Source organism: Vibrio sp. Vb0304 (assembly GCF_033338995.1).
In the GTDB taxonomy this organism is placed as follows: Bacteria; Pseudomonadota; Gammaproteobacteria; order Enterobacterales; family Vibrionaceae; genus Vibrio; species Vibrio alginolyticus.
The window spans coordinates 62,520-75,469 of the sequence record NZ_JAWOTT010000009.1 but is presented as its reverse complement, the minus strand read 5'-3'; the positions used below and the strand labels follow the sequence as shown (position 1 = coordinate 75,469).

General features: G+C 44.9%; 10 protein-coding genes. 3 read left to right on the top strand and 7 right to left on the bottom strand.

What is annotated here, in order from left to right; genetic code table 11:
• Complete coding sequence (gene dhaL, locus R7P35_RS13105; RefSeq protein ID WP_005379705.1) at window positions 1-636, bottom strand: dihydroxyacetone kinase subunit DhaL; 636 nt, start codon at window positions 634-636, stop codon at window positions 1-3.
• A gap of 15 nt (window positions 637-651) precedes the next feature.
• Complete coding sequence (dhaK, locus tag R7P35_RS13100) at window positions 652-1,710, bottom strand: dihydroxyacetone kinase subunit DhaK (protein WP_318092181.1); 1,059 nt, start codon at window positions 1,708-1,710, stop codon at window positions 652-654.
• Between the two features lie 353 nt (window positions 1,711-2,063).
• Here dhaK and R7P35_RS13095 point away from each other — a divergent pair, with 353 nt between their 5' ends.
• Entirely contained in the window at window positions 2,064-3,146 is a 1,083-nt protein-coding gene (locus tag R7P35_RS13095) for a glycerol dehydrogenase (protein ID WP_005379703.1), read from the top strand.
• An 84-nt stretch (window positions 3,147-3,230) separates the two neighbouring features.
• Here R7P35_RS13095 and glmS read toward each other — a convergent pair whose 3' ends face one another.
• Both glmS and R7P35_RS13085 read right to left on the bottom strand, forming a co-directional pair.
• A complete protein-coding gene (gene glmS, locus R7P35_RS13090; protein WP_054574261.1) occupies window positions 3,231-5,063 on the bottom strand; it encodes a glutamine--fructose-6-phosphate transaminase (isomerizing) in 1,833 nt (610 codons plus the stop codon).
• A gap of 110 nt (window positions 5,064-5,173) precedes the next feature.
• Entirely contained in the window at window positions 5,174-5,935 is a 762-nt protein-coding gene (locus R7P35_RS13085; protein WP_054574260.1) for a DeoR/GlpR family DNA-binding transcription regulator, read from the bottom strand.
• Window positions 5,936-6,368: 433 nt separating this feature from the next.
• Here R7P35_RS13085 and pykF point away from each other — a divergent pair, with 433 nt between their 5' ends.
• Both pykF and R7P35_RS13075 read left to right on the top strand, forming a co-directional pair.
• Window positions 6,369-7,781: a pyruvate kinase PykF gene (pykF, locus tag R7P35_RS13080; RefSeq protein WP_005392243.1), complete on the top strand. Its 1,413-nt coding sequence runs from the start codon at window positions 6,369-6,371 to the stop codon at window positions 7,779-7,781.
• Window positions 7,782-7,938: 157 nt separating this feature from the next.
• Entirely contained in the window at window positions 7,939-8,625 is a 687-nt protein-coding gene (locus R7P35_RS13075) for a GntR family transcriptional regulator (RefSeq protein ID WP_080659233.1), read from the top strand.
• A 54-nt stretch (window positions 8,626-8,679) separates the two neighbouring features.
• Here the strand turns inward: R7P35_RS13075 and R7P35_RS13070 are convergent, their stop codons facing one another.
• From R7P35_RS13070 to R7P35_RS13060, 3 genes are all read right to left on the bottom strand, one after another.
• Complete coding sequence (locus R7P35_RS13070) at window positions 8,680-10,560, bottom strand: GGDEF domain-containing protein (RefSeq protein WP_005379698.1); 1,881 nt, start codon at window positions 10,558-10,560, stop codon at window positions 8,680-8,682.
• Window positions 10,561-10,670: 110 nt separating this feature from the next.
• A complete protein-coding gene (gene ilvN / locus R7P35_RS13065) occupies window positions 10,671-11,165 on the bottom strand; it encodes an acetolactate synthase small subunit (RefSeq protein ID WP_005379697.1) in 495 nt (164 codons plus the stop codon).
• Between the two features lies 1 nt (window position 11,166).
• Complete coding sequence (locus tag R7P35_RS13060; protein ID WP_005379695.1) at window positions 11,167-12,891, bottom strand: acetolactate synthase 3 large subunit; 1,725 nt, start codon at window positions 12,889-12,891, stop codon at window positions 11,167-11,169.
• Between the last annotated feature and the right edge of the window lie 59 nt (window positions 12,892-12,950).

Genomic DNA, 12,950 nt, shown 5'->3' with positions numbered 1-12,950 from the left:
TTAATTACCTGCTATTGCCTGCTGTAGTGCTTTAATCATTAACAAAGAAGAGGTTGCACCGGGATCTTGGTGACCAATACTGCGTTCACCTAAATAGCTTGCTCGCCCTTTTTTCGCCAACATTTCAATCGTGGCAACCGCGTTCGTTTCTGCTAGCTCAACCATTTCATTAAGTAAGTGATCGGCGCTCATGCCATTTTCTAACGACGCCTTCACGCTAACTAAAACGGGTAACCAAACATCACACATGGTTTTATCACCCAGTTCCGCTTTACCACGAGACACCACGCCATCCACACCGCTTTTTAGTGCATCGACCAACTCTTCAAACGTTAGTTGCTCTCGGGTTCCGACAGCGGCAGCCGTGCGAATAAACAGCGTGCCATACAGCGGGCCACTTGCCCCACCAACACTAGAAAGTAAGGTCATGCCCGTATTCTTGAGAATGCTGCCGATATTTTGGTCCGCAAATTGCGGCAGTTTTTCAGCAACTTTTTTAAAGCCACGGTTCATATTGAGACCATGGTCTGCGTCACCAATATCACGATCAAGGTCGGTCAGAAAATCTTGATTCTCTTGATACGTTTTTGCACATAACTCTAGCCAGTGAACGATATGTTGTTTTTCAATTTGCATGTTTGCTCCCCCCTCTTACCACTTGATCGCGGCCGTATCGACAGGAGCATCGAACAGCTCCAACATCTCTTTATCTGCCTTCAGCAACGTAATCGAAACGCCTTCCATATCGAGTGACGTACAGAAGTTACCAACCATATTACGCACGATACGGAACCCTGCTTGCTCGCAGTTATGAGCCAGACGGCGGTACACTCCGTAAAGCTCTGAAGTTGGCGTACCACCCATACCATTCACCATCACGATGTAGTCGTGTTCAGCGGCGAAAGGCTCAATGCTGGATTCCACTTCATCCCATTCACCTTCGTCACGATTCCAAATACGCAATGTGCGCTGATAAGGCGTGTTTTCAGCAACTTCAGCAAACATCTCATCCACTAACGTATCGGCGTCGGTGTATTTCACTCGCTTGATACCTGGTTCACCATGGATACCAACACCAAACTCAACTTCATCATCTTCCAGAACAAAAGATGGTTTACCCGCCGCTGGTACAACACAAGCATTAAGTGCCACACCAAATGAACGACAGTGATTATTCACGCGACGAGCCAGTGCTTCACATTGCTCCAACGAATAACCTTTGTTCGCGGCAGCCCCAACTAACTTTTCAACCAATACCGTTCCAGCAACGCCACGGCGACCAGCGGTATACAGGCTGTCTTTGACTGCAACATCGTCATCCACCAACACCGACCCAACTTTGATGCCATCGGTATGAAGCAGCTCCACAGCCGTTTCAAAGTTCAACACGTCTCCGGTGTAGTTTTTAATGATAAATAGCACGCCTTCACCAGTATTCACTTGGTTGCCACATTCGTACATTTGATCTGGCGTTGGTGAAGTAAATACCTCTCCATGGCAGGCGCCTGTCAGCATGCCTTTACCAATAAAACCTGCGTGCAAAGGTTCATGACCACAGCCACCACCAGAAACCAGTGCCACTTGCCCCGGTGTTTCCTCGTGCCACATGTAACGAGGTTCGTAGTTCGCTTTTAGCTCTGGGCGAGATAAAGCCAGACCTTCCATTTGCTGCAATACAACATCATCAACTTGGTTAATTAACTTTTTCATCGTTCTATCTCATTCCATTTATATTTTTATGTAGGGTATGAATTCATCTTAAACAGAGAAAATGCGTGCTCAACAAAAATCAATCCGTTTCATATTGAAACAAAAACTTCGGCATTATTGTTTCAATATGAAACGAAAAACGACAAATTTTCCTGAATAGTGATCGTCGCCATAAAGCATGCTGATTCTTATTACTTCTGGCAGTCGGTTTGACACAGAGGTCATAAAAGCATGGAACAAAACCAGAGATATCCTTCACCACTTACCACACCAAACCTAATATAAACCTTATCCCTACAATGGATATTCATTGCAGTCCAAAACACTCATAAAAAAGGTTAAAGGTTTGAATTATGGACAAAATTATTATCAGCCCAAGCAAATACGTCCAAGGTGAACAAGTACTTACATCTATCGCTCACTATGTGAAAACATTGGGTGAACGCCCGTTAGTAATTGCCGATGAGTTCGTGACTAACCTGGTTGGTGATGACGTCAAACAAAGTTTTGCTGACGAAAAGCTTCCACTCACTATGAACATTTTTGGTGGCGAATGTTCACGCGTTGAGATTGAACGCATCACGGACATTTGTGCCACTCAGAAACACGATGTCATTGTCGGTATTGGTGGTGGTAAAACGTTAGATACAGCAAAGGCTGTTGCGTTTTACACAAAAATTCCTGTCGTGGTGGTTCCTACGATTGCCTCGACTGATGCGCCAACCTCAGCGCTTGCGGTGATATACACACCTGAAGGTGAATTTGCAGAATATTTGATGATCCCTAAAAACCCAGACATGGTCATCATGGATACGTCAGTCATCGCCAAAGCCCCTGTTCGCTTACTTGTATCGGGGATGGGCGACGCGCTTTCCACCTACTTTGAAGCTCGTGCCAACATGACTTCTGGTAAGGCAACAATGGCTGGTGGGTTAGCGACGCGTTCAGCACAAGCGCTTGCGAAACTTTGCTATGAAACCTTGCTTGAAGATGGTGTAAAAGCAAAAGCTGCAGTAGAAAATGGTGTGAGCACCAAAGCGGTAGAAAACATTATTGAAGCCAATACATACCTTAGCGGTATCGGTTTTGAAAGCAGTGGTCTAGCGGGTGCTCACGCTATTCATAACGGCCTAACTAAGCTTGAAGAGTGTCATCATCTCTATCATGGTGAGAAAGTCGCGTTCGGCACACTAGTTCAGCTGGTACTAGAAAACGCAGCGATGGAAGAGATTAATACGGTTCTTGCATTCTGCCGCTCTGTAGGTCTACCAACCAACTTATTTGATATGGGCGTTAAAGAGCTTAACCACGCTAAGTTGCGCGAGGTCGCCGAAGCCTCAACGGCCGAGGGAGAAACCATCCACAATATGCCATTCCCAGTGACGGCAGAAAATGTCTACTCTGCAATTCTAACCGCTCACCAGTTGGGTCAATAACTCACAAACCTTAAAATGGGTTTAAATAAAAAAGCGGCACATACTCTCGCATGTGCCGCTCAGGATTTTTGCTGTTAAGCGTAATTACTCAACCGTTACCGCTTTCGCTAGGTTACGTGGTTGGTCTACGTCCGTACCTTTGATCAGTGCTACGTAGTAAGACAGCAACTGCATTGGGATGGTGTAGTAGATCGCCGCCGTGATTTCACTAACGTGAGGCATAGTGATGATCTTCATTGTCTCATCGCCTTCGAAGCCTGCGTCTGCATCTGCGAATACGTATAGAAGGCCGCCACGCGCACGCACTTCTTCAACGTTTGATTTTAGCTTTTCAAGTAGGTCGTTGCTTGGTGCAACCACAACAACAGGCATGTCAGCATCAATCAGCGCAAGAGGACCGTGTTTTAGTTCACCCGCCGCGTACGCTTCTGCGTGGATGTACGAGATCTCTTTCAGTTTTAGAGACGCTTCCATCGCGATTGGGTAGAACTCGCCACGGCCTAGGAACAATGTGTGGTGCTTGTCTGCAAAATCCGTTGCTAGTGCTTCAATTTCTTTCTCGAAAGAAAGTGCCGCGTTGATTTGCTTAGGAAGTGCGTGTAGCGCTTCAACAATCTCTTTTTCTTTATCTTTGCTGATGCGACCTTGCTCTTTACCCAGTGCCGTTACCAACATAAGTAGTGCAGAAAGTTGAGTCGTGAACGCTTTGGTTGAAGCCACACCGATTTCAACACCAGCGCGAGTCATGAATGCAAAATCTGATTCACGAACCAAAGAGGAACCAGCTACGTTACAGATGGTCATCGCCGCCATGTAACCTTTCTCTTTTGCTAGGCGAAGTGCTGCTAGGGTATCAGCGGTTTCACCAGACTGAGACAACGTGATCAATAGGCTGTTTGGACGAGTCACAAACTTACGGTAACGGAACTCAGACGCGATTTCGACGTCACAGCTCACGCCTGCAATGTCTTCAAACCAGTAACGTGCCGTCATACCTGCGTTGTAAGACGTACCACACGCGACGATTTGTACGTGTTCTACTTTGCTTAGAATGTCTGCCGCGTGCACACCGATCGCGTCTGTCACAACAGAATCTGACGTGATACGACCTTCCATTGTGTTGATCAACGCTTTAGGTTGCTCATAGATTTCTTTTTGCATGAAGTGACGGTATTGGCCTTTATCACCTGCATCATGCTCTGCGTTAGATTCAACAATTTCACGCTCAACTGGCTCACCCGTTGCATCAAACACAGTGACTTCACGGCGAGTAATTTCTGCTACGTCACCTTCTTCTAGGTACATGAAACGGCGCGTAACGTTAAGTAATGCAAGTTGGTCAGACGCTAGGAAGTTTTCACCCACACCAAAACCGATCACGATCGGGCTGCCTGAACGCGCTACTACGATGCGTGAAGGATCTTTGCGATCCAACGCTACCGTGCCGTATGCGCCTTCAAGTTGTTTTGCTGTTTTTTGTACCGCTTCTAATAGCGTTTCTGAAGTACGAAGTTCCCACTCAACCATGTGTGCGATAACTTCTGTATCCGTTTGCGATTCAAACACGTAGCCACGAGATTGAAGCAGCTCACGCAGCTCTTCATGGTTTTCGATGATGCCGTTATGGACCACTGCGATATCACCAGACATGTGTGGGTGAGCATTGATTTCAGAAGGTTCACCGTGCGTCGCCCAACGAGTGTGCGCAATACCAGTTCCGCCGATCACTTTTGCTTCTTCTACTGCATCAGCCAATTCTTGTACTTTACCCAAGCGACGAACGCGCGTTAGGTTTGATTCGCCATCAACAACCGCAACGCCAGCAGAGTCGTAACCGCGGTACTCTAAGCGGCGTAGACCTTCAACCAAAATTTCTGCAACATCTCGTTGTGCTACTGCACCTACGATTCCACACATGTGTTTATCTCCGTTTGTAGTTTTGTTCTTCCCTAGCCATGATTTCAAATAGAGGCAGCAAGCAAAGGCCTTTATCCAGAGGGAAGTGAAATATGAAACTGATTACATTATTAGGCGCAAATGACTTTCACGCCATGTTGTTCAATCTGTACTTTATGCTCTGCTTCGATATCTGCATCGGTCACCAACACATCAACTTGATGCCAAGCGAGCTCTAAGTTTGGGATCTTACGGCCGATTTTTTCGGACTCGATCATTACGATCACTTCACGTGACGCTTCTGCCATTACCTTACTTAAGCCAACCAATTCATTAAATGTCGTGGTTCCACGCTCGAGATCGATGCCATCCGCACCGATGAATAGTTGGTCAAAGTCGTAAGCTCGTAATACAGATTCGGCTACTTTGCCTTGAAAGGACTCTGAGTGCGTATCCCAAGTACCGCCAGTCATCAGCAGTGTCGGTTCGCTCTCTAATTCATTTAGGGCGTTAGCAACATGCAACGAGTTGGTCATGACCACTAAGCCACGTTTATCATTCAACTGTTGAATCAGCGCGGCAGTCGTGCTGCCACTGTCGATCACGATGCGATTATGATCGCGAATCAATGATGCTGCTGCTTTTGCTAAGCTTAACTTTCGAGTCGAAACATTAGCGCCCAATTCTTCGTGAATGACTTCCTTTGGGATAGCAATCGCACCGCCATAGCGGCGTAGAAGTTGGCCGTTTTTCTCTAAAGAAGCTAAATCCTTTCTAATCGTGACCTCTGAGGTTTCGAATTTCTGAGCAAGTTCATCAACGCTGACTTCTCCTAGTTCAGAAACCAAGTTAGAAATGGCGTGTCTTCTTAATTGAGTATTTCGTTTCGACATTTAAGTTTTGATTTTAAGTTTCGATGTGAAACTTATTATAGTCAAACCGAAACTTTTAAGTCCATTTATTTCGATCCAAAAAATTAATATTTCTCGATAAAACCTTGTCCTAAGACAATTCTTAAACAGTGATATTGGATTCATTCAGTGGTAGAATTCGCCACCGAAAAGAAAAAAAATTACAGAATTGAAGGCTATTTTTTTGCAACTTTCTGCATATAAAGTGGGATTAGTCACAAAAAGGTAACCAAAATCGCCGATCTTTTAGTCATAAAATGACTAAACTTGGTGAAAGACTTTCAGAATCTGAAGTTCTAATAATGAGACGAAAAATCGGTGGGTGACAGGTACTAAATGTCATCAAAAACGTCCTGACTTCAGAGTAAATAACCGACTTTCAAATTGTAACTATACTTACCGGAGAGTATCTTCCATGAAAAAGACCAAAATCGTATGTACGATTGGCCCTAAAACAGAATCTGTAGAGAAGCTAACTGAACTAGTTAACGCAGGCATGAACGTAATGCGCCTTAACTTCTCTCACGGTGACTACGAAGAACACGGCACTCGTATCGCGAACTTCCGTAAAGTAATGGAAGCTACTGGCAAACCACTAGCAATTCTTCTAGATACTAAAGGTCCAGAAATCCGCACTATCAAGCTAGAAGGCGGTAACGATGTTGATCTAGTAGCAGGTCAAGAATTCACTTTCACAACTGACACTTCAGTTGTAGGTAACAAAGATAAAGTTGCAGTAACTTACGCTGGTTTCGCAGCCGACCTAAACGTAGGTAACACTATCCTAGTAGACGACGGTCTAATCGAGATGGAAGTTATCTCTAAGACTGAAACTGAAGTTAAATGTAAAGTTCTTAACAACGGTGCACTAGGCGAAAACAAAGGTGTTAACCTTCCTGGCGTTTCTGTAAACCTACCTGCACTATCTGAAAAAGATAAGAACGACCTTAAGTTTGGTTGTGAGCAAGGCGTTGACTTCGTAGCAGCTTCTTTCATCCGTAAAGCGTCTGACGTTCAAGAAATCCGTGAAGTACTTGCTGCAAACGGCGGCGAGAACATCCACATCATCTCTAAGATCGAAAACCAAGAAGGTGTTGATAACTTCGACGAGATCCTAGAGCTTTCTGACGGCATCATGGTTGCACGTGGTGACCTAGGTGTTGAAATCCCAGCTGAAGAAGTAATCTTCGCTCAGAAAATGATGATCGAGAAGTGTAACCGTGCACGTAAGATGGTTATCACAGCAACTCAAATGCTTGATTCTATGATCAACAACCCACGTCCTACTCGTGCGGAAGCAGGCGACGTTGCTAACGCGGTAATGGACGGTACTGACGCAGTAATGCTTTCTGGTGAAACGGCGAAAGGTAAATACCCTGTTGAAGCGGTAACTATCATGGCTCAAATCGCGAACCGTACTGACTCAGCGCTAAAAGCCGAACTAGGTTCTCGTCTAGACAGCCCACGCCTACGCATCACTGAAGCAGTATGTAAAGGTGCAGTAGACACAGCTGAGAAACTAGCTGCTCCACTTATCGTTGTTGCAACTGAAGGCGGTAAGTCTGCACGTTCAGTACGTAAGTACTTCCCAACTGCAAACATTCTAGCGCTAACAACTAACAAGAAAACTGCTGCACAGCTAGTTCTAACTAAAGGTGTTACTCCTGTAGTTGTTGATTCAATCGAAAGCACTGACGCATTCTACGTAGCGGGTAAAGAACTTGCTCTAGAATCAGGTCTAGGTAACAAAGGCGATATCGTTGTTATGGTTTCTGGCGCTCTAGTTGCTTCAGGTACTACGAACACAGCTTCTGTACACGTGCTATAAGACTGAACTTTTAACACTTCAGTTTCTTGAGAAGGAGGGCTTATGCCCTCCTTTTTTATATGGCTTTCTTGCTCTCATAATAGGCTAATTGTATTATTTACCTCTATCAGAATTTCGTACTGTTTAATTTTATCGTCACGATTAAAGTTTCTATGAGGTGTATGTGTCTAGTCCCACTCTTACCGACAAAGTATTAAGAATGATCCGTCAGGATATTCTCGATGGCGAGCTTAAACCAGGTCAAAAACTCGTGGTTGCCGAACTCAAAGAGAAGTACAACGTAGGAGCGTCACCCATTCGAGAAGCATTGGTGCAATTATCTTGGAGCAAATACGTCAAACTCGAGCCGCAAAAAGGCTGCTGGGTTGCACCTGTATGTAAAGATGAGTTACATGACTTGTACGAAAGCCTGCAAATGGTCTCCGCATGCTTACTCAGTAAGGCAATTATGATTGGCGATGAAAAATGGGAACTGGATGTACTAACTGCTTATCACAAGTTATCCCGAGTAAAACCTGGCGAAAGCTTTTGTTGGAGGGAATGGGAAGAGCGCCAAAATCAGTTTCTTACTGCGCTGTTTGAAGGTGCTGGCTCTGTCAATATGTTTGGGTTTTTCCGCGATCTACTCACGCAAATTAAACGCTACCAATACTTCGCGATGCAGATTTTAGGCACAGGGAACCCTGGGCACTGTAATCTCGATGAGCAAGAAATACTGATGAAGGCATCGCTAGACAAAAAGAGTCAGGATGCTTTAGGTTATCTAGAGCGTTATTTGAGACAGTCAATACAGTGTATCGAAGCCGCCATCGACAACCAATGTCGCATACTGGCTAGCGAATAACGCTGAGACTAAAAAGCGGGGGTCTATCCCCGTTTTTTCGTTTTTGTAAAAGCACTAAGCAATATCATCATAACTATGACACAGCGATACGCAGTTACGCCCTGCACTTTTTGACTCATACAAAGCAATATCAGCACATTTATACGTTCTTGTACGATCAGAGGTTAAATCACTATACCCAGCACTGACAGTAATGCCTCTATCACTACGCATTTGAACCGCGACACGTAGCCTGTTCAATACAATTTCAGCCTCTTCTAGTGTTGTATGCGGCATGATCACTGCAAATTCCTCACCACCGACACGAGATACAAAGTCTGTGCTGCGGACTTCTTCTAGGAGGGTTTCTGCGACACTACAAATCACCTTGTCTCCTTCGTCGTGGCCTAGCTCGTCATTAATACGCTTAAAATGGTCAATATCAAACAACGCCAAACAAGCAGGAGGGCTATCAGGATAGCGTTCAATAATCCCCGCATATTGCGCCAATTGCTCTTCAAATTTTCGGCGGTTCCACAACCCCGTCAAGCCATCTTTTTCGCTTAGGTTTCGTAATTTTTCTTCTAACTCTTTTTGCCCAGAGATATCCACCAGCGACGTAATGTAATAACTCACTTTACCTGACTTGGTTAAATTCGCCTGAATACGCATTATTGCAGTAAAGACTTGATTAAACTTAGTTCGACAACGAATCTCCCCTTCCCATACGTGTTCACTCTTCAGTGTTTTCCAGATACTCAGGTTTGCTTCGAGATCTTCAGGTAAGAGAATTAGATGATGTGCACTCCAACCTTGGGCATGCTTGGTTGAGTAACCCATCATATTTTCAAACTCTTGATTAACCATGATGATTCTATGTGAAGCATCCGAGATCATCACCGCAGTCATACCATCAAGAGCAGCTCGAGCCAACTTCGATTCCATACTATGACGCCGATAATGCAGAGCAAGGGCTGCCGTCGGCAAAGTGAAGCCGAGCACCAAACTTAAAACAAAAAACGCTTCTTGGATTAAGTCATCAATATCCCTCTGAGCTCGGGATAATAACTGCTCATTGGTAAGATCAATAACCAGATGAAGAGGTTCGCTAGAAACAAACTGGATGGTGCGATACGCGACCAAATTCGAACCATTGTAAGCATAGCCCGAATCTTTTGAATTTAAACTACGCCAAATGTTTGGGTACATCCGGCCAAAATTAAATTGAGAGCGAGCGGGAATTATATGGCCATACAAACGAGCTGATTTAGGGCTATCAATGTAAAATCCGTCACTCTTAATCAGCTCAATATGGAAATCGAGCACTGACGAATAGTTGAGTCGAGAGGATAAATAGTCAATATCAACATTAAGCACAAGATACCCTTCGCGCTTTCCGTTAAGCGAAATAGGCATCAAAATACGCAGTGACGGGCTATAGGGATAGACTAACTCGCCATACTCTCGTTCTAAACCTATCCCCCACGAAGCGATTTCGCCATCGTCTAAGTTCTTAGCGAATTGAAAGTAATCTCGCTCTGACTTATTTTGCAATTTGATCGCGGGCAACGCAGCGCCTGTTTCAATCTCATAATTAATCCTCACTTTTTCTCGACCAGAAACATCAAGAAAGCGAATTTGCTTATACAACTTTTGATTGATTGCGACCGAGATCCACATGTCTTCTAAGATGGAACGGTTCACCCGGTTAGGTTGGCGCAGATATTCATACAGACTTTGGCTGTGACCAAGTAGGTCACTGATCGTTTCGATTTGATCCTGAATATTGCTGTATTCACGGCCAGTATAGGCCAATTGATGTAACGCTTCTTGAGCGGTGTTCTCAACATTGTTTTCTAACAACGTCAGATATTTCTGATAGTAGTAAGCGGCAGTGAGTGCACTAAAAAATAGTGCTGTCGCCAATAAGGTGCCGACTCGCTTAGGTACTTTCACACGTCTAATGCCTATCATGCTTACTAAAACGACAATTATATCATTAATTGTTATTTTCTAAACAAAAAAGCCACTTAGATTAAGTGGCTTTTCTATATGCAATCAGAGAGTTAAGGTTTGAGGGCTCGCTCTCCTCGCGCAATGCCAACGACACCACTACGAGCAACTTCGACAACTTCGGTCACTTCGGATATCGCTTGAATGAAGGCATCTAGCTTTTCACTCGTACCCGCAAGTTGTACGGTGTATTGGGAAGCCGTGACATCCACGATCTGGCCACGAAAGATGTCTGCCGTCCGCTTCACTTCTGCTCGCGCAAAACCACTGGCTTTCACTTTCACCATCATCAGTTCACGCTCAATGTGCTCATACTCGGTGACTTCTTGTACTTTCAGCACATCGATCAGTTTGTGTAACTGCTTCTGAATTTGTTCCAACTGCATCTCATCAGATGTCGTGGTAATGTTCATTCGCGACAGGGTTTCATCATCAGTCGGTGATACCGTCAAAGATTCAATGTTGTAACCACGTTGAGAGAACAAACCAACAACACGAGACAACGCACCCGGTTGGTTTTCCAATAGCAATGAAATAATGTGTCTCATATTAAGTTCTCTCCGTTTTGCTTAGCCACATTTTATCCATACCCTCACCTTTGATTTGCATCGGGTATACGTGTTCGGTTTCGTCTACGTTGATGTCCACAAACACCAGACGATCTTTCATATCCAACGCTTTTTGTAGCCCTTCTTCGAGCTGATCAGGCGTTTCGATACGAATACCGACGTGACCATAAGCTTCTGCAATCGCTGCAAAGTCAGGAACAGAACTCATGTAAGAATTAGAGTGACGGCCTTGATAAATAATGTCTTGCCACTGTTTTACCATGCCTAAGAATCGGTTGTTCAGGTTGATGATCTTCACCGGAATGTCGTATTGCATGGCTGTCGACAATTCTTGAATATTCATCTGAATACTGCCGTCACCAGTCACAACCACGACCTCTTCTTGTGGCATGGCAAACTTCACGCCCATGCCAGCCGGAAGACCAAATCCCATGGTGCCAAGACCACCAGAGTTTATCCAACGGCGCGGCTTATTGAATGGGTAGTACAGCGCCGCAAACATCTGATGCTGGCCCACATCAGACGCCACATATGCGTCACCATTAGTTAGCTTGTGCAGCGTTTCAATTACTTGCTGTGGCTTGATTCGTTCTGGAGACGTTTCATAAGACAAGCAGTTGCGGTCACGCCATACTTGAATGTCATCCCACCATGCAGTGATAGCATCTTGATCATTTCCACTACCTTGCTCTGCAAGCAGCCCGAGCATGGTTGTCAGCACTTTTTCCGCAGAACCTACGATCGGCAAATCCACTTTCACGTTTTTCGAGATCGATGACGGATCGATATCAATATGCATCACTTTTGCGTTTGGGCAGTACTTTTCAAGGTTGTTGGTTGTACGGTCATCAAAACGCACACCGATACCAAAAATAAGATCCGCTTCATGCATTGCCATATTAGCTTCGTAAGTGCCGTGCATACCCAACATGCCCAGTGAGTTTTTATGTGTACCCGGGAATGCCCCCAAGCCCATCAAAGTACTCACAACGGGTAGGTTCAGTTTGTCGGAAAGCTCTAAAATATGTTCATGGGCGCCAGAAATCACCGCACCACCACCGATATAAAGCACTGGTTTTTTCGCTTCTAATAGCGATTTAAGCGCTTTTTTAATCTGGCCTTTATGGCCCGAAGTTGTCGGCTTGTAAGAGCGCATTGAAAGCGTTTCTGGATATTGATAAGGCAGTTTGATTTGCGGGTTCATTACATCTTTTGGCAAATCAATCACAACTGGACCAGGTCGACCTGTAGTCGCGATATAAAACGCTTTTTTGATTGTTTCAGGAATATCTTCCGCTTTTTTTACTAAAAAGCTGTGTTTGACCACTGGGCGGGAGACACCGACGATGTCACACTCTTGGAAAGCATCATTACCAATTAGGCTATTCGGTACGTTACCCGAGATAACGATCATTGGGATAGAATCCATATACGCTGTTGCAATACCCGTAATGGTATTGGTCGCGCCCGGCCCCGAGCACACAAGTACGACACCCGGTTTACCGGTAGCTCGAGCGTAACCATCTGCCATATGAGTGGCGGCTTGCTCATGCCTTACAAGTACGTGTTTGATTTGATCGGTTTTGGCATGCAGTGCATCGTAGATATCCAAAACAGAGCCACCTGGGTAGCCAAAGATCTGCTCTACGTGCTCTTCTATCAGAGATTGAACCACCATCTCTGCGCCTGACAACATTGCTGTCATAATTGCTCTCCTTAGCCAGTTTCCTCACCGTAAGGTCAACGGATTGGTCTGGTTTTACA